We start from the raw sequence: 22,201 nt of genomic DNA, 5'->3' as shown, positions 1-22,201 counted from the left end.
GATTAAGAGAGGAGACATAGTCTCCTCTTTCACTTTTAACTACTCCTAAAGGAATAGTTAGAACAGGGTCACACATTCAATTAAGGATTAAAGATTTTTAACCTTAACTGAAGTAACCTTGTTAACAGGAATGCATTTTCCAGCATTGTTTTAACTGAATAATAAGTACCTTACAGGTACACCTGCAGAAAACTGCCTTTTAAAACAATGAACCATTTTGCAGGGAAAATATGATGAAAACAAAATACTCAAAAATAGCTTTATTGCTTGCTGCATCAACTACCGTAGCCTTAACTGGTTGTGGCGGTGATGACGGTAAAGACGGTAACCCAGGAAACCCTGGTACCGAACCCGCTCCGGCTATCCAAACCTTAAATCTTGATGTCACTAACGTTACCTATGAAGACGGTAAGCCTGTTGTGACCGTTTTTGCAACCAATGAAGAAGACTTACCGGTTGTTGGCCTTAAAGATTTAGGTATCGAAAACGCCGCTCAACTTGTACCTGTGGGTGCTTCTGGTGCAGGTAACAGTGCCAACTGGCAAAAACTAGGTTCATCTTCAACATTTGAAGACCAAAAGAATGGTAACTATGTGTTTACCTTTGAATCTTTCGAGTCTGAAAAATTTAATGCTGAACTAACCCAACGCTTTAATGTGGTTGCAGACGCATCAACATTACAAGATGGTGTAACTGCCGTTCCTGTTTCTGAAATCGTTCGCGATTTCGACGGCGAAGGCTACCAAGCAAAATACACTAAAAACATCGTATCGCATGAAGCATGTACAGCATGTCATGCTGAAGATGAAAAGATTTATCACAAAGCAACAACCGTTGAAACCTGTATCACATGTCATACACAAGAGTGGGCAGATGGACGTGGTAAACCAGAAGTGGCTTTTGCGCATTTAGTGCACAACGTGCATAACTCAAACAAAGTTTGGGGTCGCAACGACTACACTGCTGAAACAGCACATGCAATTGTTCAAGACAACTGTCAAGCATGTCACGTTGAATCTGAAGAGTTAACTGAATGGGGCAACTGGTCACGTATTCCTACTATGGAAACCTGTACTAGCTGTCATACCAATATTGACTTCAAAGCAGGTCAAGGTCACTCTCAGCAAGACGACAACTCAAACTGTGTAGCATGTCACTCTGCAAGCTGGACTGAAGAAATTCACACTGGCCCATTTGTTGAGAAAAAAGCTTTCATCGACATGTACGGTATGAGTGCGACATTAGTGGCGAATAAAGCAGATGAAAATGATATGTCAGCTACACTGACACTGTCTATTTTAGATGCAGACGGCAATACAGTTGACGCTCAAGGCATGATCAGCAAAATCCAACGTATTGAGACGATTACCAATGTTGGGCCTAACTTCCCAATTATGGGCTACAACCCTAATCCTGAATCAGGTTTAGCAAAAATCATCAAAGACCTTGTTAAAGCGGGTCAGTTAGAAGAAGGTGTTGTGGTTACCGATGGTAATCTAAGCTTTACTTTTGACTCACTTCCGTTTGGCGAAGGTGATACTGACACCGCATTTACCTTTATTGGTTTAGAAATTTGTAACGATGGTACTCAAGCAGTAGATTGTGCTGAGGGTGTTGCTACAACATCAATGAAAGCTGATTTAGTGCATGGCACCTTATCAGGTGAAGCACCAAGCTTCCGTCACATTGACTCTGTAAACTTTAGTACTTGTCAAAACTGTCATGGCGAAACCTTTGAATTACATAAAGGATATCATGCAGGCTTTATCATGACTGAGCAATTAGGTCGTGAAAATGCTGAAGGTGAAATGGTTGTAGGTGTAGATGGTTGTGTGACTTGTCATACTCCTGACGGTACTTATGCTTCTGGCGCAAACCAAGGTGCACTAGAAATGAAACTTCACAGTGTCCATGGCGAGCAAAAAATTATTGGTGACTGTGCACAGTGTCATAATGACTTCAACTTAGATGCCTTTAAAGTGAAAGGGGCGTTAGCAACTGCTGGTGGTGGCGATAGCTACACAACCCCTATCACTGCAACTTGTGCATCTTGTCATGGCTTTGATGACATCAAAAACCATGCCGAAAGCCAAGGCGCTGTCGTGAATGGTTCTTACCAAGAGGCTAACGATGCTGCACAGCTAGAAACCTGTTTCTTCTGTCATGCTCCAACGCTAGAAAATCACGGCCAAGTAAAAATGTAATTTGCCCATAGGGAGAAGCTTAATCGCTTCTCCCTTGTTGCTAGGCAATGCGCTTATTTAAAGCGCTTTATATGGACAAATTAGGAAGTCTATTTATGAAGACCAAAATGACAACTTTCCCGCTACTGTCTGCACTGTTTTCACTGGTGTTATTCATGGGAATCACCTCACCTGCACACGCTGCAAAGTGGGATGAAAAAATGTCTCCAGCAGAAGTAGAAGCCACTCTTGATACTAAGTTTGCTGAAGGTAAATACTCTCCAAAAGGCGCTGACTCTTGTTTAATGTGTCACAAACGCTCTGAAAAAGTCATGGACTTATTCAAAGGCGTGCATGGTGCAATTGATTCAAGCAAAAGCCCAATGGCTGGCCTGCAATGTGAAGCGTGTCATGGACCACAAGGCTCTCACAACCGTGGTGGTCGCGAGCCAATGATCGCATTTGGCCCAGACTCAAGCTTACCAGCTGACAAGCAAAACAGTGTCTGTATGAGCTGTCACTTAGATGACAAACGTATGTCTTGGAACACCAGTCACCATGACAATGCCGATGTCGCTTGTGCTTCTTGTCACAACATTCATGCTGCTAAAGACTCAGTGCTAGACAAGCAAACTGAAATGGAAGTCTGTACCAGCTGTCATACCAAGCAAAAAACTGACATGAACAAGCGTTCTAGCCACCCAATGAAATGGAACCAAATGACCTGTAGTGACTGTCATAATCCACACGGTAGCTTAGCTGACGCAGACTTAGTCAAGCCAAGCGTTAACGAAACGTGTTACGAATGTCATGCTGAAAAACGCGGTCCTAAGTTATGGGAACATGCACCGGTAACTGAAAACTGCGTGAGCTGTCACAACCCTCACGGAAGTGTCAATGACGGTATGTTAAAAACCCGTGCGCCACAGCTATGTCAACAATGTCACGCCAGTGACGGACATGCTAGCAATGCTTATTTAGGCAATACTGGAATGGGTTCATCTGTTGGTGATAACGCCTTTACTGGTGGTCGCAGTTGCTTAAACTGTCACAGCCAGGTACATGGTTCTAACCATCCATCAGGTAAGCTATTACAGCGCTAGGGAGTTAACATTATGAAGTATAAATTAAATCTAATTACCCTAGCCCTACTTGCCCCAGCCAGCTTTATGGCAACGGCCGGAGGTTATGGTTTAGCTGAAGCCAATACTGAAAACGTTAAGTTTGATAAATGGGTCTGTAAGGGTTGTACCGTAGAAACCGGCACAACTGGTAGCATTGGTGTCGGTGTTGGCTACAACAGCGAAGAAGACATTAAGTCTGCCAATGCGTTTAAAAGTGACAATGAGTTTGCCGGTAAGTTAGATGCAGATATTAACTATAAAGGCGACAAAGGTTACCGTGCTAGCATTGAAGCAACTGATTTAGGAATGGACAATGGCCGTGCCGACATTAATGTCGGCAAACAAGGTACATACAACATCAACCTAAACTACCGCTCAATTGCTACTTATAAGTCAAATGATGCACTGACTCCTTACCAAGGTATTGGTGGTAATGACTTAACGTTACCTGATAACTGGGTCACAGCCGGTTCATCGTCACAAATGCCAATGCTGTATTCTAGCTTGAATCCATTTGAGCTTTCACTTCACCGTGAACGTGCTGGATTAGGTTTTGAGTATCAAACTGAGTCGCTATTTACCACGTTTGTAAATTACCAACGTGAAGAAAAAAGCGGTATCAAACAGGCTTCAGGTAGCTTCTTCAATCAATCAATGATGCTAGCTGAGCCCGTTGACTACACCACTGACACCCTTGAAGCCGGTATTAAGCTTAAAGGTGACAATTGGTTTACCAGTCTTAACTACAATGGTTCGTCATTTAAAAATGGTAATAGCCAACTCAGTTATGACAATGCATTTAACCCAACCTTCGGCGCGCAAACTCGTGGTTATATGTCATTAGACCCTGACAACGAAGCGCATACCGTGTCGTTAATGGGTCAATTCAATGACTCAGTAACCGCAGTATCGGGTCGTTTAATGGTCGGTAAAATGAGCCAAGACCAAGATTTTGTAACCTCTGGTTATGGTTATCAATTACCTGCTGACTCACTAGATGCGTCAGTTGATTTAACCGGCATGAACCTAAAAGCCGTCACTCGCATCAACCGTGAGTTAAGACTTAACGGTAGCTATGACTATAGCGACCGCAAGAACAATACTCAGGTTGAAGAGTGGACTCAAATCAGTATTAATGAAACTAATGGTCAAGTGGCTTATAACACGCCATACGACCATACGTCTCACCGCGTAAAAGTGGGTGCTGATTATCGAATCAATTACGGTATGAAGTTAGATGCGGGTTACGAGTTCAAAAGGGACGAACGTAGCTATCAAGACCGTGAAGTAACCGATGACACCAACCTATGGGCTCGTTTTCGCGTAAACAGCTTTGAAAAGTGGGATATGTGGGTTAAAGGTAGCTTTAGCCATCGTGACGGTTCTGACTATGAAGCCTCTGAGTGGACGTCTAAAGAGCAAAATCAATTACTGCGTAAGTACTATCTAGCAGATAGAGATCGCAGCCAAATTGAAGCACGTGTTAGCTACACGCCTATTGATGAGTTAACGGTAGATTTTGGTGCACGCTATGCGCTAGACGACTACAAAAACACTGAAATTGGGTTAACTGAATCAGAAGATACCAGTTACGACGCTAATTTAAGTTATATGTTCAATGCAGACGTGATGTTTAATGCGTTCTATAACCATCAAGTCATCAAGTCAGCTCAATCAGGCAGCAGCAACTTTGCCACTGCAACATGGCAAGCTGATATTGAAGATAACATTGATGTTATGGGTGCAGGATTAAGCTACAACAACTTAATGGACAGTCGTTTACGTTTAGGGCTTGATTACACTTATTCAGACTCAGACAGCACGACCCAAGTTAGACAAGGTATTACCGGTGATTATGGCGATTATTTTGCCAAAATTCACAATGTCAATCTTTATGCTCAATATCAAGCCACTGAAAAAATGGGGCTTCGTTTAGATTATAAAATTGAAAAATACCTAGACAACGATGCGGCAAATGACATTGCACCAGATGCTATTTGGAACGTTGTTGGCTTTGGTAGCAACAGTCACGACTACACAGCACATATGATTATGTTAAGCATGAGCTATAAGCTATAAGCTAACATTCTTATAACCGTGCTAAAGGCCGTTAATCTTGAAGATTAGCGGCTTTTTTTATATAAACTCCTTGCAACGGCCAAGCATTTAACATTATATTAACAAGTGAATAATCTTGTGATTGAGATTGGGGCACAAGGAACTTGCCCAGTTTTATTTTACTATAAATTGATGTAATGAATTCAGCACATCGCTAGATTGCTGAATTTGATTATTATATTTAAGCAGCATTGCAACACACTCAGCAGTACATAACCCACCCTCAATTTGATTGCGGCGTAAATCGAAAGTTGAATCATATTCACAATTGATTTCAATGGTCGGTAATCCCTGTAAATAAGGGCTTTTATTGACCATTTTTCGCGCTTCCTGCCAAGTAGAGTCAAGAATTATCACATATTCGAAAAGCTGTAATTGAGCATGACTCATTTCAGTCAACACTATATGTTTACTGCTGTTGGAGTGTTCTGCCGGATACACCAGCCCAACATGGCTTGTTTCTATATAAGATAATAAATCCGCATTAGGCTTCACCCTATCCCACACCATCAAACAAGATTGCTCAGGTAACAAATCCAATGCTAATTTGCCGCTATTTGTGGGTCTTAATAACTCACGTTGATGCGTTAATAGTATGAACTTCATTGGTTTAATCTGTCCTTCCAGTATTTTTGTTACATTCGACAGCAACATTTAATTAAAACAGTTAAGTTTGCGACCTTTATATGGATAAAAAGCAATAGTGATGTAAATCGCTATTGTCGTTAATATTTTTTACTAATTAGCGGTGATATTCCGCTACAATATACCAGTAAACATTTAATCCAGTTATTAAATGAGCGTCATTAACCCGCAATAAGTCATTGGCTAAAGCCAATATCATATAGGAATCATCATGAAGTTTTTACCGTTGGCAGGGATAGCGATACTCACCAGTTTTAGTGCTCAATCAGCTTGGTGGATAGAGCCGACAGATTTATCGCTAAAAGCCGATATTCAATTATTAGCGGATCACGGCATCATTGTTCAACCAGTCACTACCTACCCATTAATGTGGGCAGGCATCAAACAAGACCTGGAAAATAGCGCAATAGACCAGCTAACCCCAAGTCAGTTAGCGGCCTATAACAGAGTCATCAGTGCTTACAACCGAGACCATAAAGGCGTGAATTTGAATGTGGGTTTTAATGGCGCAAATGACACTGCAAGGTTTATTGGCTTTGGCAACGATTACCGAGACAAAGCCGAAGCGAAAGTCACCGCTGAAGTCACTAAAAAGTGGTTTAGTGGCCGTCTATCGGCTAGTTATCATTATGATGCCATCGACGGTAATCAAACCCGTCTAGACGATAGTTTTGCCGCCTTTAAGCTGGGTAACTGGATTGTATCAGGTGGCGCAATTCAAAAATATTGGGGCCCTAGTTGGGACACTGGCTTAATTCAAACTAATAATGCTCGTCCCTTACCCGGCATTACCTTTTCACGTAATAATAGCCAAGCATTCGAAACTCCTTGGTTAAATTGGATTGGCCCGTGGACATTCACCACCAGTTTCAGTGAAATGGAAAGTGACCGCTATGTGCCAGACACCAAACACTGGGGCGCTCGTGGTACCTTCCGCCCAATATCAAAACTTGAAGTTGGTTTCTCGTGGACAATGCAATGGGGTGGCGAAGGTTACGGTAATAGCCTATCTGATTGGTGGGATGGCATATTTAATGGCGGAAAAAGTGAAGGTGAAGAAAAGAACGGCCAAGAGAATATGTTAGCGGGTTATGACTTCAGATGGTCAGACACCGCTTTTGGTATCCCTTACGGCATTTATTATGAACGTACTCACGAAGATTATCACCACGATAAAAAGAAGCTGATTAATTCAGCAAACATGGGGGGATTCGATTTCTATATTGAACAAGTTGCCACCCGTTTTTTTGTTGAATACTCCGACACTAAAGTCGCCTGTGGAGTGAATTCAAAAGTCTATAATTGTTTGTATGAACATGGCTTTTATAAAACAGGTTATCGTTATTATGACCGCAGTTTAGGCAGTACTTATGATAATGATGCTGTCACCATAGTTTTAGGTGGCATTACCCAACTGGGCAACCAGCAATCGCTCAGCACAAAATTACGCATACTTAGACTTAATGTAGATGGTACTGACTCAAATCCTGAATACGGTGGAAATCCGGTGTCTCCGGGCCGCTATGAACGTATGTACCAGTTGGATACCAGTTATCATCGACCATTATTTAATGGCGAGCTTAAAGTCGGTGGCACGACAGGCTATAGCCTTTACCCTAAAACCACTGACAGTAATGATTGGGAAACCACCATTTATGCAGGCTGGGAACGCGACTTTTAATCTCAGCGGATAATTTTATTAAGCTATCTAAGCTATAAAAATGCCTGCAAATTTGCAGGCATTTTTATATCTGTTTGTTCAGTTTAAGACGCTAAAATCTACTTTGATGCCAGAAGCTTCGCATCAATATATTCACACCACTGTGGAGTGTTGCGCTGTGGGACGTCACTATTCCCTCTGACGCCTAACTTAAACTCAATTACACTTTGCCACTCTTCACTGCCTAAATCAGGCCCATGACCTTGACCGTCCCCAGACATCACTTGCTGTTCAACCTGCTTAAACCACGCCTCTGAACACAACGATGACGGAGTTGTACTGCTACTTTCAACAGAAGTTGTTGCTGAGTCTGAGTTATTACATGCACTTAGGCTCATTAATGACAGAAGCAATACGCACAAACTAGTTTGGCTATATTTCATTGTGGATTATCCTATTAAATTTTTTTCAATTCTTGAACAGCGCTTATTCAACTCTTACACCAACTCTAGAGCCACTGCTGTTTTACTGTTGCTTACTGTAATAGCGACAGTAAATCATCAGCAGTCCCTTTCCAAGGTCCTTGCTTGCCATCAGCCAATATCGAATCTGCTAAGCCTTGTTTGTGTTGTTGCATGGCATGAATTTTTTCTTCCACTGTCCCTTGGGCAATTAATTTATACACAAACACCGGATTTTGTTGGCCGATGCGATAGGCTCGGTCTGTGGCTTGGCGCTCAGCAGCTGGGTTCCACCATGGGTCATAATGAATCACGGTATCTGCGGCGGTTAAGTTTAACCCTGTTCCACCCGCTTTCAAGCTGATTAAAAACACGTGGTTATCGCCTTCTTGAAACGCGTCAATTTGTGCTTGTCTGTTTTTAGTTTGCCCAGTCAACTTACTATAGCTGATACCTTGCTCAGCTAATGCTTGTTCAATTAACGTCAGCATAGAGGTAAACTGACTAAAAATTAATACGTTGCGGCCTTCCTCAAGCATTTCTGGCAAGTTTTGCACTAGCCAATTTAGTTTTGCGTTATCGTGCACATGCTGAGCTTGCTCTAACTTCACTAACCGAGGGTCACAACAAGCTTGCCTTAACTTTAATAGCGCATCTAAAAACTCGATGTGGCTACTAGAAACCCCTTTTTGAGCAAATAATTCACGAAGTTTTTTCTCCATCACTAATCGAATAGACTCATAAAGGTTACGTTGGTCTTTCTCAAGTTCAAGGGATTGTATTATTTCTGTTTTTTCAGGCAGTTCGGCCACAACCTGTTTTTTGGTACGTCTAAGCATAAAGGGCGCGATACGTTGGCTTAGCAAAGAAGACTTTTCGATATCACCTTGTTTTTCAATAGGTGAGCGAAACTCTTTATTAAAATAAGTATGTTGTCCTAATAACCCAGGTAAACAAAAGTCCATTAACGACTTTAACTCACCTAAATGATTTTCTAACGGAGTGCCAGACAAGCACAATCTAAAGTGACCTTTTAAGGTTTTAATCACCTGAGTGACTTTAGCTTGAGCGTTTTTAATTTGTTGTGCTTCATCTAGAATAATATGTTCAAAAACATGCTGATGATAAATTTCTTCATCGCGAATAATTAATGGATAAGTGGTGACAACCAAGTCATAGTCACCAATTTGCGATAACCACTGGTGTCGCTGGCTTCCATGAATCACTATCACTTTTAAGCTTGGGGTAAACTTCTCTGCCTCTTTACTCCAGTTACCCACTAAACTTGTAGGACATACAATCAAGCTTGGCTTACGCTCAGACACAGGTGTTATTTGCTTGATATACAATAAAAAAGCCAATGCCTGAATGGTTTTACCCAGCCCCATATCATCCGCTAATATGCCGCCTAGCTGGAACTCTTTTAAAAAACACAACCAGTCGACACCCTGCTTTTGATAATCTCGCAATGTGGCATTAAGGCCGTTGGGTAACTCAATCGGCGTGACGCCGTTAAATGACGCTAACTTGCTTGCAAGCAATCTAACGCGCTCGCCATTAAGCAAGCGCACTTCACTGGCACTGAGGTCATTAAGTAAGTGGGCTCTATTTCTCGGAATTTCAATCACATCTGTTGAGTGACGATGAAAAAGCTCTTGAATCACTGACACTAAAGGCTTAATGGATTTAGCTTTAATTTTAATAAAACGACCATTTTCACTGGGTAGAATAAGCTCTTGTTCATCATCCGGCTCACCATGTTGTTGCAACCAACGGGCCACCAGCGCTAATAATGAAATTCGCTGGCCGTCTATGTCGGCATTTAACGATAAGGAAAACCAGCCAGACTCATCTTGATCATCAATATCAACATCCAGTTCGGCATCAACAATATTCAAGTCAAAATTAGCTGAATAACTGACCTCAAAACCTTGGGCTTGTAATTCTTCTATACCTGTTGACGTTAATATAGACCAGTCGTTAATTAGCTCTGGTAGATACCCCAAAGACACCCAGTATTGACCTTGTTGCTCAGGCAATAAACTTTGTGGCGGCAGAGGCTGTAATTGCAGAGTGTTTAAGGTGGATAAACTGCTTTGTTCAGCGCTAATTTGGCGGTGTACTTGATATTGCACATTAGCTTTTTTAATTAAGCTAATAGCTTCAAATTGTGTTTTAGGATCAAAGCTGATTTCACCGTACTGAAATTCGACTCTAATAGCAGGCTGCAAACTCACGCTATCAGTGGTTTCGATTAAACAAAACGTCAGCCGAGTTTTTAGCATTTGGCTAATTTCTTTAAATTCTATTTCAGTGGGAATTGGCACAACTTTAGACGGAAAATGCTGTAACAATGCATGGCTAATATGATCTAATTTATTCTTAGGTACCGGCGGCATTTTTTGTAATAATGCTAATCGGCTGGCCGTTAAATCTGTGTCTACTTGACCTAAACGTAAATAGTCTAGTTCAATAAACATTGGCGGCTCAGTGGCAATAAACTCCCAGTTTTCTAGCCCAGGCATGGTCATTTGCATTTGGGTATGGTTTTTATCCATTTCAGCCCAAACAAACTCGGGAGCAACGCTATCTCCAACCGTTAACGGAAAACGGTTATCTTCCCAAAAGGCCACTTCTGCTTGAATCATTTTCATTAATGCTAAGTAGCCAATTTCACCGTCTAGATAAACTTTATTGCCTTGTAAATTATTGGCAAAAAGTAACCCAATAATTTGTTTATCTTCTGGCCCTAACCACCAAGGTAAGTGTAAACGGAAGTCGTTAATCGTTTGTTTGCTACCTCGGTTATACATGCCTTTTTTATTTAATTTACTTTTTTTAAGCTCAACATATACCCCTTGAGGGTCACTAGATAAGCTATAAATAATTCTCTCTGGCGGGTTATCTTCATCTACAGCTTGCTGAAATTGATCTAAATGGGTTAGTTGGGTTAACCACTGAGATACCCGCTGCTCTTCTACAGGTTTATTATCAATTAACGCCAACATAGCGGCAGCCACGTGCTTACAGTCTCGCCTTACAGGGCAAGTACAGTATGAGCGCATAATCACTTTATGGTTTACGTTAACTAAACTAATATCTTGTCGGTAAGGCTCTTCTGCAGCGCCCTGAGTGTAAGCTTCAATATTATGATTATCTTTACTGGCACTGACTTCTAATACTCTTCCTTGAATTAAATAGTTTTGTGCTTTTTGCAGCTGAGTGGCGGTAAATAACTTAGCCAATAGCTCATGAGACAACTTGATAGGAAGATTAAACAGTTTAGCCGACATTCAGAATACCTATTTGCGCCGTGATTAATGGAAACAACGGCAAAAAAGTTAACGTATCATTTTATGGAAGATTGACTGGAATATCTATAAAATTCGCCGCTATATTCATTTACAACGTAACTCTATGCTCACTCAAACAGCTTCAGGTAAGTTATGAAACTCGGTCACAGGTTATCAAGCATCGTTGATATGATCCCCATGCAATATCAACACATATGGGATTGCTGTTGCGATCATGGCTTACTTGGGGCCGAAATGCTTAACCGACAATTGGCTAAACAGATTCATTTTGTTGATATAGTGCCCGATCTAATGGCGACAGTTGAGCAAAAGCTGCAACGCTTTTACCCTATCGCCACAGACTCTAATGCCCACTTACCCCAATGGAGTGTTCACACCCAAGATGTGGCAAAACTGCCGTTAGCTGATTATAACGGTACACAACTTATTGTTATTGCTGGTGTTGGTGGTGACCTAATGGCCTCTATGGTCAATAGCTTGATTCAAAATAACCCTCAACTAACTCTCGACTTTTTACTTTGCCCTGTGCTTCAGGTGGCGACTTTACGTTCAACGTTAATTCAACATCGATGTAGTCTACTAGATGAGCTATTAGTCACTGAAAATAAGCGTTTTTATGAACTGGTTTATGTGCGTTATCAAGCTGAAGGTTTGGCTGCATCAAAACCACTAAACAACCCTTTAGTCAGTTTGTTTGGTGACAAAATCTGGCAGTTGCCTCGTAACAGTCATCCAGCATCCACATTACAGACAGCCGATTTGCAGCGATACTTAACCGTTACGATTAACCATTATCAAAAAGTTGCCCACAACAAAGGCCAGCAAGTAGATAACCTTGTTGCAGGATACCAACATGTTTTACAGCAGTTAAGTTAATGTTGCTGCCTCTCGTTAACTAACCTGAGGTGTGGATAAGAGATTAGCTAACACACTAATTTATTTAAGGTGTACTTTAAAATATATTTCTAGAGAGATATTTTTGCTTAGAACAAGGCAAATTTGTGCGTCAATAGCTAGTCTCGGCTTTGGTTCCAACGTCGCTCTACCTCCCCCATCCATGGGGTCGTATTGCAAACAAATTTAACGCAGTTATCAGTAAAAATAGGCTCTAGAAAGCAAGTTGTTATCCGCAGATCAGGTTAACAAGACAGCGCTTGCTCAATGTCAGCAATTAAGTCATCAACATGCTCAAGCCCAACAGAAATACGCAATAAGTTATCACTGATCCCAGCCTCAAGTCTGGCTTCAGGACTATAAGGGGAATGAGTCATTGATGCGGGGTGCTGTATCAATGACTCTGCATCACCCAAGCTCACCGCAATGGTAAATAACTTAAGGCGGTTAACAAAATCAATGGCATTTTGCTTTTCTCCTTTTAGCTCAAATGCAATAACTCCGCCCCCACGTTTCATTTGCCGACCAATCAGTGGGTAACCTTGATGGCTTTTTAACCCAGGATAAAACACCTTACCAAAAGCGGCATGTTGTTCTAAATACTGAGCCAATACTTCTGCGTTATCACAATGACGCGCTAGTCTGACATCTAAGGTTTTTAAACCGCGTAAAATTAACCAAGCATCATGGGGCGATATCACCCCGCCAAAATCCTTTAATACTTCAAATTTGAGTTTATGAATATGTTCTGCACTGCCGCAAACCATTCCGGCAATCACATCACCATGGCCATTTAAGTATTTTGTCGCACTATGAATCACCATGTCTATTCCCAAGGTTAACGGCTTTTGCAGCAATGGGGTCATAAAGGTGTTATCAACTATAGAAATTAATTGATGTTTTTTCGCCAGTGCAACAATGGCAGCGATATCAAACACCGCTAGATGGGGGTTAACGGGTGTTTCACAAAATAATACTTTGCTATTGTGCTGAATCGCCTGCTCAACCGCTTGCATATCTGTGAAATCAACTAAGGTGGCTTCAATACCTAACCGAGTTAATTGCGCGGTCATTAACGAGAATGTGCAACCATATACGGCTTTAGAAGCCACTATGTGATCACCGGCTTGTAAATGAGTAAGTAAGGCACTTGATACCGCCGCCATGCCAGATGCACATGCTGCTGCATCTTCTGCGCTTTCTAATAAAGCCATTTTTCGTTCAAGCTCTGCCGTTGTGGGGTTACCTAAACGGGTATAAATATACCCAGCTTCATCACCAGCAAAACGAGCACCGCCTTGTTGAGCATTGTCAAAGGTGAATGTGGCACTTTGATATAATGGGGTCACTAGCGCACCAAAAGCTTCTTCTTGATGTCCACCGTGAATCGCTAAAGTGGCTAAATTCCATTTAGCCTGTTGATTTGATTGCATTGGGTCTCCTTTCTCACCTTGTTATTTTGATTTTTTCATTGATGAGTAAGACTTAAGATACCTTGCTGAGTAAGATAACCAATGCGGGTAGACTAAATAACCATCGGCCCAATTGTAAATACAATGTTACGCCACGCACATTCACAAACGCTGCCATACTTCTACCTCTTGCAGGTCTCCATTCTCAACACGCTGAGTATGCAGTTGGTTGTTTTTAAGCTGGTATTCAAATACAAACTCTTGACCTACGACCGCCCCAAACGAGTTCAAGCTAGGTTGTTCGGTATATGTCGTATTGGTGAGTTGGTACGTGCCGGTTCCCGCCGCCCAAAATTTAGGACCGGTTGCAGTTTGTTGCACGGTAGTGAAGCTGAAATGCGAAGCAGCGATAATTTTAATGGCCGATAAGTTTAAACTGGCATAATCAACCCATTGCTGTTGCTCATTTAAATATCGGCCTGATACTAGTTGCCATGTTCCTTGTATTGGGTTGGCTTGCTGTTCTGTCTTCATTGAAGCAGATGAAACACCTGATCGCCCATTATTGTGCTCTGCTGCATAGGTTAGCGGCGAATAGGTTAGCGGCGAAATAGTCGCGCAAATAAACATTAACACTGAGGTAGCGATGACAACTGGATACGAGTAAAGCATTAATTTTTAATCCTTTAAATCTGAAATAAATCCATAAAAAATAGGTCAGCAATTTGCTGACCTATTTTTATACATTAGCTTTATAGCTAACGTTATACTTTAAAATTCAACACTAACCACAATCATAACTAAGACGACAAAGCTGTCTATTACACTAAAGTCTGTGGCTGATGTTTATGCTTGGGACTTGTGGTAAAAAAGTCTTGAATTTAATGGCTGTTATTTCGCCAAATACTGAGCAAGTTTTTCCATTCCATCATCAATTGAAACAATCGGTTGATAGCCTAAATCTTGCTTTGCTGCACTAATATTAAAATAGTGGCTAGTAGAAAGCTGTTTAGCCACAAACCGGGTCATTATCGGCTCTTGTTGCTTATTAAGCGCGCCATAAATGGTTTCAAGCAATACTCCCACACCATAAGCCAATTTAGCTGGAACCCGTTTATTTACTGGCGGCAAATCGACACAGGCTAAAATTTTATTGAGCATTTGCGCCATGGTAATAGGTTGATCATTACTTAAAAAGTAAGCCTTGCCTGCCGATTTTGCGGTTTGGGTTAAATCTACTGCAGCTAGAATATGGGCATAAGCAGCATTATCAATAAAAATGGTGTCGACCAGTTTGTCTTGTTTGCCGACTAATTTCAGTTTGCCGGCTTTGGCACGTTCAATAACCCGTGGCACAAGATGAGGATCATTAGGCCCCCAAATCAAGTGAGGCCGAAGTGCGGTGACTTTCAAGCTAGCACTATTTGCATTAAGCATCATTTTTTCAGCACGGGCTTTAGACTCACCATAATGATTTAAAAATGTATGCGCATAAGGAGCGCTTTCATCAATGCCATTTTCATCTTCACCACTAAAAGTCACGCTTGGGGTGCTGGTGTAAACCAAGGATTTAATGCCTAGAGCTTGGCAGGCATTAATAATATTGCTTGCCCCATCTACATTGGGTGAAAAATAACTTTGTTTACTGCCCCAAACACCAGCTTTAGATGCCACATGAAACACTAAATCACAGCCTTGCATAGCATCCGTAACTTGCTGCAAATTGGCTATATCACCTTGCACACTGTTAATGCCAAGGTCAGTTAAGCTTGAATATTGATTACGGGCAAAGCCAACGGTTTCAATACCTGCCGCATTTAAGCGTTCACAAATGGCGTAGCCTAAAAAACCGCCTGCCCCAGTAACAAAAACTTTAGACACTTGCTGTTTTAATGCTAATAAAGCCTGTTGTTCTAATTCACTAAAATCAGTTAACGACTTGGTTAAATTACTCATTATTCTTTCCACTTTACTTGCGCCCAAACCGCCAGTTTTTCACGAAATATTTTTGCATTGTGGCGCACATCCACAGGGAACTTAGGGTGTATTAAAAACCGCTCAATTCCCTTGGTATGCTCATATTGCTCAGCAATATCATTTAGCGCTTTATATAATGCTTTTGAGTTTGAGCAGTTTACCGACTGATTAAGCTCAACACACAGTAGCGGTACAACATTGTTATTAATATTAATCGCCACTAATGCACTGCGTTTCACCTCAGGTAAGGTATTAAAAACGCGCTCACAAGGAATAGAAAAATAGCGTTTTAAAAACTCACCTTGTTGTGTTGCGTCAACTCGATGTGCTTTTCGACCACACATCCATAATAAGCCTTGCTCATCAAGGTAGCCTACATCACCCATGCGGTGGCGCATCACCTTGTTATCCGCTATTTTCGCTGCCGCGGTAGCACTATCACGTTGATAATATTGCTGGCTGACCATGGGGCCTTTTACCACTATTTCACCAATGTGATTTGCCGGTAATGTTAGGCTGTCATCCCACAGCTCAATCACAGACTCAGTGATATCAATAATCGCAATTTCAACACCTTCAATAGCGTGGCCAACGCATATACCACCACCTGTATCTGTGGTATCTGTAGTGGTAAATAATTGACTACTTTGAATTTTACTAATAGGTAAAGACTCTGTAGCACCGTATGAATTCAGCACCTCAACACCTGGGTGAAGCATGTTGCTAAAACACTTAATAGACGAAATAGTGGCTGGGGCGCCTGCTGAAATAACCCGATTAATACTGGTTAATTTATGTTGTGTTTGCTCACCCGCTGCACCTAAACGCTCTAACAACGCAGGGTTAACAAACATATTGCTGCATTGATACTGCTCGATGGCGGCAAACAAATGCTGCGGATTTGCTTTAATGGGTTTACTGGCATCCATATCTGGCACTATTGAGGCCATGCCTAATGCGGGGCCGAACAATGAAAACAATGGAAATGTCGCCAAATCTCTTTCGCCCACTTGAATGCCATAATCTTGCTTTAAAGCGCTGATTTGAGCTTCAAACATCTTATGGCTATAAACCACCCCTTTTGGCGTGCCAGTGCTGCCACTGGTAAATAAAATGGCCGCCATGTCGTCTTCGGCCAATTTAACCATAGGGTAAGGTTTAGTGGTTGCAGAAGGAGTAGAAGGTAATGTCTTACAGCCCGCTAACGCTTGTAATAACCCGTTACCGCCAACATTAATACAGTGTTTTACGGTTTCTTTGCCCCAGCCTAAAACTCGCCTGGCAATATGCGCTTTGGGTATACCAATAAATGCATCTGGCTTGGCTTCTGCAAAACATTGTTTTAAGTTTTTAATGCCCATACCTGGGTCGACCAAAATAGGCACGATTCCAGCTTTAAATAAAGCAAAAGTTAAATTAAAAAAGGCAATACTGGGGGTCACCATAAGCACCGCTTTCATGCCTTTTTGAATACCCGCTTGATTCAACTGAAAAGCCATATGGTCTGATTGCTGATGCAGTTGGCCAAAGGTCAGTTCTTCATAGGAATAATGTTGGCCTTTGGCATGTTGAACCGCCACGGCAAGTAAGTCTGTCGAATGCTCAGCGGCGTCCTGTAAGTGTCGACATAAATTAGCGTTTAATAAAGATGATTCAGACATAATATTGTTAATATTCGCTTTCGATTAAGAGGTAAAAGCTAGCACAAATTGACATAAAAAAAGCTCCGAAGAGCTTTTATTGTTATGGCGCTATTTCATAAAGTTTTGAATTAGCTCAATAACTTCATCTTTAGCGTCTTCAAGAATATAGTGACCACAATCAGCAAATTCATGGACTTCGGCATGAGGCATTCTTTTGCGCCATTCGGCTAAAAAGTGCTTATCAAATACAAAATCTTGCAGGCCGAAACAAATTAATGTGGGTACATTGGCAAATTCAGACAAACTGTCGGCAATATCGCTCACTAACTGGTAATTTCTATCACCGGGTTTAAGTGGAATATCTTGCACAAAACGTAAAGTAGATATTCTATTTTCCCAAGAGTTAAACGGCGCCACAAAGGCTTCTCTTACCGCTTTATCCATTGGTTTACGTTTAACACCTACGTATGATGCAGCGGAAGAAAACGCATTTAAACCACGCACTAACACCGTACCTAGCACGGTATCACGACAAATTTTCAATGCCAGTGGAAATGGCTTTGACTCTGGCAAGTGAAATGCGGCGGTGTTTAAATACACTAATCGTTTAATTCGCTTTGGATGACGCGCAGCGAAACCCGTGCCAATCATCCCGCCCCAATCATGGCAAACTAAAGTGATATTGCTGTCGATACCTAAGCTATCCAATAGCGCTTCTAAATCATCAATACGATTTTTAAGGGTATAGTCATATTGTGGGTCGTCAGGTTTGTCTGATAATCCACAGCCAATATGATCAGGTACAATACATTGATGGTTTTCGCTCAATGCACTGACCAAATTGCGGTAATAATAACTCCAGCTTGGGTTACCATGCACCATTACTACAGGTTCGCCTTGGCCTTCATTAATGTAATGCAGTTTTATACCTTTACGGTCTAAAAAGTGAGACTCAAAAGGCAGTAATGATTGTAATTGTTTAGTGTACGACGTCATGATGTTTCCAATCGAATACTGATTTGTTTCAGTAAGTTAATCATTAAAGGTGGATAAATAAAGTTTACCCGTTATCCCTACCATTTAATCCCTAACATCATGCAGTTCAAACCACTGCCAATACCTAAAAAGCTCACCTGATCACCTTGGCGTAAAAAACCTTCATCATGAGCAATAGCAGCGGTTACAGGTAAAGATACCGTACCCATATTGCCCAAGGTTTGATACGTCGGATATTCTTTTTCTTGTGGAATATTCAATGCGTTTAATACTTGCTTGCGATTTGAAGCCCCCACTTGGTGACAAATGACTTTATCGACCTGTTCCACAACCCAGTCTCGCTGAGCAAGAAAATGGTCCCAAGTGTGTTTGGCTAAATCAACACCTTCTTTTAATAGAGCAACCGCATCTGTACGCATAAACTCACGATAAAGCATATGACCAGCTTCTTGTAAGCCCCATTCACATAAATTATGGTGTTCTGGTGCAGACAAATGGCTCGCCCCTAACAATTGATGCTGACGAGTATTTTTAAGCGGTAAGCTTCCATCCGTTAATATCACCGCAATTGCGCCTGAGCCACCGGTTAAGGTTGCTAACGACTGCGCAAAATTTTGCATCGTCGGCTCAGCTAACATATGGTCTATGGTTGCCTCAACAATATCGCGAGCTGATTCGCACGAAACCACCATACCCGCTTTAATTTGGCCAAGCTCGATACGGTTAGCAATATCAAGAATACCTGATAAAACACCTAAGCAAGCATTACTGATATCGTAAATTGCGGTGTCTTTAGACACGCCTAATTCAGCGGCTATTCGGCACGCTGTTGCAGGCTCGTGTTGGTCACGACAAACACCGGTGTAAACTACCGCGCCTAAATCAGCAACGTTTATACCGGTTTCGTTAACCGCTTTATTTGCTGCAGCAATGGCGCCATCAGATAAACGATGGCCTTTAGGCCACCAGCGACGCTCGTTAATTCCTGTTAATGCAGCAAGTTGCCCCATAGGAATACGAAACTTTTTGTATAAAGGCGCAAGGCGAGATTCTAAATCAAGACTTGAGACAACTTGAGGTGCTAGCTCATACGCTAGACTATTGATAAACACGCGAGAGTATTTCATTAAACCATTTGTTCACTTTAACTCAATCCACTCGAACTTTAACGGTTCTAAAGTACAGTACTATTTAAGCTCAACTTAATTGACACTATAGCGCTGTTTGAGGGGTTGATTTGTTGTAATTCATTATTAACCCGACATTTGAACAAGAATGACTTAAAACTGCAATAAAAAACGCTAAAAAGCCGCTTTGTTTTACTAATTAATTCACACTATGTTAATGATTAGTGTCTTGCTAGATAGTTGAATCAATCAAGTTTTTCTAAAATAAAACTGTTGAAACAATCGCTTAATAGCAAAATTCAAACCAAATCAACTTTCTTGGCATGGATTAATGCATTTCTTGGGGTAATATCTTCAGAACAAAATTCACTTAACTCAACTTGATAGCCATGTTGCTGCAAAAAACACACCCTATCCAACAATAACCATTGCTCAATAGGGTGCCTAAACAAATGTCTTACTAAATCGATTCGTTGAGTCACCTTTTGACGTGATAACCCTTGTTGTAAATAGTCTTGATATTGGGCTTCATTCAATATGTTTTTTGTTAAAGGCACGTTTTTTTGCTCTGCGGCCCATAAGCAAAAATCACTAAAGCGTCCTGATAGCTGACTTTGCTTTATTGTGGGTATCGGTAAATAACGGTCAACTTGATTGATATCACGCTGTAAACAGTCGAACCCTAAGCGCCAGGCAATTTCTTTTTTTCTTAAATCGTTTTGTTTACGGTTAGCAATAACACTTTGTTGCAAAGGCAGTTGCAGATCGTGACGGGACAATTGAAGCCTCGAGTCCTGAGCCACTGTGGATAAAGCTTGGTAATACTGGTGTTCAATCAAATGATAGCAACAAGGGGAAATTGAAATTTGTTGAGTGCCCACTTTACTGGCAAGCGTTAACAACCTTACATGTAAGTCTCCACAAGCATGCAGCGCAATAGCATGTTGATGTTTTTTTATTGCTGATTGCTCGTTATTCAGCTCAATAGGCGCAAATGCATCAGCACAAATAAACTGTTGCGGCAATTGCCATTTTTGGGCAAATATCCGTCCTTGTTCGCACAAAGACTTTTGCCATTCTAAGCTAGTAACAGGCACCTGTTGTGACTTTGCCACCCAGCGGCCTAAATACCCTTTTCCAGCACACCACTCCAAGACTGGTAAATTATCTTTGGGCACAAAAACCTTTTGAGTAAAGCGTCGAATCTGTTGCCACTTCCTTGCTTTAATGCCTGCATTAAAATGGCTCATTTCGGTTTCAGTTATTGTTGGGTTTACTGGTTGCGGTGCGGAACATAAACCCGAGCTGGTTTTAGCCACCGTTTTATTAATATCATCGTCAAGCAAGGTTAATAATGGAATAAGCGTCTCATTGTGCTGCGCTTTATAATCTTTAATCAGATACGGCAACAACCTTGCCACTAAAGTATTTGAACAAGTATCAATGGCTTCAATTTCGTTATCGTCAATTTGCCATAATGCATCACACAAGGCTGGAAAGTTTTGCTTCCAGGGTAAGTCTTTATAGTCAAACGCAACCACTTTCCATAAGGACTGAGTTTGAAATAATAAAGAAGAGAGCTGAGATAACTGTTCCGCGTCGCCTTTCATTTGCTCTGAGAGGCCAGTTAATATCATTTGTTGTTCCACATCAGCAGTGTTTTTGTTGCTCATCAACTCGTGCCGCAAAATTAGCTTAATCAAATTAATGCTAATTGTAACAGCCCTTAAATAGTCATGGTATTCTATAGCTTAATAAAATACTTAAATGCTGATACTGCAAATAATAAAGGACGTTTCATATGCACTCCCCTTGTGTTGCTCGTTGTGGTTTAAATGAAGATGATTATTGCATGGGGTGTTATCGACATATTAATGAAATTGTTAGTTGGTCATCAGCCACTGACATAGATAAACAACAAATTTTGTTACAGCTTGATGAACGCAAAAAGTATTTCTCAGGCATTAACAACAGCCAAACACTCAGTAGAAAGAAGTGGTTAGCCGCTGAAACCAACCTCAACAGGCAAAATAAAACACAAGCAAAACACAAGCAAAACAATAAACCAACACAATCACAACAAAAAATCAAACAAACACCAACAATTAGCGCGCCAAGAAAAAAAATGAAAAACATGTTCCAACTTTAAACAGAAAGGTCGCACTAAAATAAAATTTACCTTTAAAACAATGCATTAAAAATACACACTCATTTATCCCCAAGCTTTTAAAGCGGCTGAAGTCACCTAAGCCTCACAAAAACAACTATTTTTTGATACAAATATTGCACAACTAGTTACATGGTCTACCTTTATTATAGCGGTCAAACAATGTTTTAGAATGTCATTAGCTTTTGATTTATTTACCACATGTGAATGGTACTAAATAAATTAATGCTTAAAGACGCAAAGCAAAAAATGGACAAGGCATTGAAAAAGGGACTCACTAAGTTGTAAAAACAAAGACTGTAGCGTTCCCCTCCTCAAAGCCTAGTTTAACTAGATTATAGAGAAATCAGACCTCAAAGAACTGACTATATTATTAGTTAATTCCCCCTCCATGTTGACTGCTTATCCATATACATATGGACAAATGTAAGGAATATGCACTTGTTGCGTGTTGTACTGTCATCGGAATATGACCAAATG

15 protein-coding genes and 1 pseudogene are annotated in these 22,201 nt (G+C 41.1%); 6 read left to right on the top strand and 10 right to left on the bottom strand.

Annotated features, from left to right (window positions below; all coding sequences use genetic code 11):
- The first annotated feature begins 230 nt into the window (after positions 1-230).
- From L2672_RS13165 to L2672_RS13155, 3 genes are all read left to right on the top strand, one after another.
- Entirely contained in the window at positions 231-2,204 is a 1,974-nt protein-coding gene (locus L2672_RS13165) for an OmcA/MtrC family decaheme c-type cytochrome (protein WP_248996308.1), read from the top strand.
- 95 nt (positions 2,205-2,299) lie between these two features.
- Entirely contained in the window at positions 2,300-3,286 is a 987-nt protein-coding gene (locus L2672_RS13160; protein ID WP_420833163.1) for a DmsE family decaheme c-type cytochrome, read from the top strand.
- A gap of 12 nt (positions 3,287-3,298) precedes the next feature.
- Positions 3,299-5,386, top strand: a complete 2,088-nt coding sequence (locus tag L2672_RS13155; RefSeq protein ID WP_248996307.1) for an MtrB/PioB family decaheme-associated outer membrane protein — start codon at positions 3,299-3,301, stop codon at positions 5,384-5,386.
- Positions 5,387-5,539: 153 nt separating this feature from the next.
- Here L2672_RS13155 and L2672_RS13150 read toward each other — a convergent pair whose 3' ends face one another.
- Positions 5,540-6,031: a tRNA-uridine aminocarboxypropyltransferase gene (locus L2672_RS13150; RefSeq protein ID WP_248996306.1), complete on the bottom strand. Its 492-nt coding sequence runs from the start codon at positions 6,029-6,031 to the stop codon at positions 5,540-5,542.
- Between the two features lie 250 nt (positions 6,032-6,281).
- Between L2672_RS13150 and L2672_RS13145 the strand changes: the two genes are divergently transcribed.
- Complete coding sequence (locus L2672_RS13145) at positions 6,282-7,751, top strand: capsule assembly Wzi family protein (protein ID WP_248996305.1); 1,470 nt, start codon at positions 6,282-6,284, stop codon at positions 7,749-7,751.
- 98 nt (positions 7,752-7,849) lie between these two features.
- Here the strand turns inward: L2672_RS13145 and L2672_RS13140 are convergent, their stop codons facing one another.
- Together L2672_RS13140 and L2672_RS13135 are read right to left on the bottom strand one after the other, a co-directional pair.
- Positions 7,850-8,173 carry a hypothetical protein gene (locus L2672_RS13140; RefSeq protein ID WP_248996304.1) on the bottom strand — a complete coding sequence of 108 codons (324 nt, stop codon included), beginning with the start codon at positions 8,171-8,173 and terminating at the stop codon, positions 7,850-7,852.
- Positions 8,174-8,265: 92 nt separating this feature from the next.
- Positions 8,266-11,484 (bottom strand): DEAD/DEAH box helicase, encoded by a 3,219-nt coding sequence (locus L2672_RS13135; RefSeq protein WP_248996303.1) that lies wholly within the window; start codon positions 11,482-11,484, stop codon positions 8,266-8,268.
- A 153-nt stretch (positions 11,485-11,637) separates the two neighbouring features.
- Here L2672_RS13135 and L2672_RS13130 point away from each other — a divergent pair, with 153 nt between their 5' ends.
- Positions 11,638-12,381: a tRNA (adenine(22)-N(1))-methyltransferase gene (locus L2672_RS13130; RefSeq protein WP_248996302.1), complete on the top strand. Its 744-nt coding sequence runs from the start codon at positions 11,638-11,640 to the stop codon at positions 12,379-12,381.
- A gap of 263 nt (positions 12,382-12,644) precedes the next feature.
- Here the strand turns inward: L2672_RS13130 and L2672_RS13125 are convergent, their stop codons facing one another.
- From L2672_RS13125 to L2672_RS13095, 7 genes are all read right to left on the bottom strand, one after another.
- A complete protein-coding gene (locus tag L2672_RS13125; RefSeq protein WP_248996301.1) occupies positions 12,645-13,832 on the bottom strand; it encodes a trans-sulfuration enzyme family protein in 1,188 nt (395 codons plus the stop codon).
- Between the two features lie 141 nt (positions 13,833-13,973).
- Positions 13,974-14,483 carry a hypothetical protein gene (locus L2672_RS13120; RefSeq protein WP_248996300.1) on the bottom strand — a complete coding sequence of 170 codons (510 nt, stop codon included), beginning with the start codon at positions 14,481-14,483 and terminating at the stop codon, positions 13,974-13,976.
- 219 nt (positions 14,484-14,702) lie between these two features.
- Positions 14,703-15,767, bottom strand: a complete 1,065-nt coding sequence (gene oleD / locus L2672_RS13115; protein ID WP_248996299.1) for a 2-alkyl-3-oxoalkanoate reductase — start codon at positions 15,765-15,767, stop codon at positions 14,703-14,705.
- Positions 15,767-17,449, bottom strand: a complete 1,683-nt coding sequence (gene oleC / locus L2672_RS13110; protein WP_248996298.1) for an olefin beta-lactone synthetase — start codon at positions 17,447-17,449, stop codon at positions 15,767-15,769. The genes oleD and oleC overlap by 1 nt, the downstream gene beginning before the upstream one ends.
- 90 nt (positions 17,450-17,539) lie before the next feature.
- Positions 17,540-18,427: an alpha/beta fold hydrolase gene (locus L2672_RS13105; protein WP_248996297.1), complete on the bottom strand. Its 888-nt coding sequence runs from the start codon at positions 18,425-18,427 to the stop codon at positions 17,540-17,542.
- Between the two features lie 77 nt (positions 18,428-18,504).
- The gene (locus L2672_RS13100) at positions 18,505-19,554 is read right to left on the bottom strand and encodes a 3-oxoacyl-ACP synthase III (RefSeq protein WP_248996296.1); all 1,050 of its coding nucleotides are present in this window, start codon (positions 19,552-19,554) and stop codon (positions 18,505-18,507) included.
- A 299-nt stretch (positions 19,555-19,853) separates the two neighbouring features.
- Positions 19,854-21,227 carry a methyltransferase gene (locus tag L2672_RS13095; RefSeq protein ID WP_248996295.1) on the bottom strand — a complete coding sequence of 458 codons (1,374 nt, stop codon included), beginning with the start codon at positions 21,225-21,227 and terminating at the stop codon, positions 19,854-19,856.
- A gap of 128 nt (positions 21,228-21,355) precedes the next feature.
- On the opposite strand from L2672_RS13095, the pseudogene L2672_RS13090 reads away from it, so the two are divergent.
- Positions 21,356-21,574, top strand: a pseudogene (locus tag L2672_RS13090) (DUF1289 domain-containing protein); the annotation flags it as partial.
- Between the last annotated feature and the right edge of the window lie 627 nt (positions 21,575-22,201).

The sequence above is a fragment of the Shewanella gaetbuli genome (genome assembly GCF_023284065.1).
Classification (GTDB): Bacteria; Pseudomonadota; Gammaproteobacteria; order Enterobacterales; family Shewanellaceae; genus Shewanella; species Shewanella gaetbuli.
The sequence above is the reverse complement of the archived record's forward strand: the minus strand, read 5'-3'. Positions and strand labels throughout refer to the sequence as shown.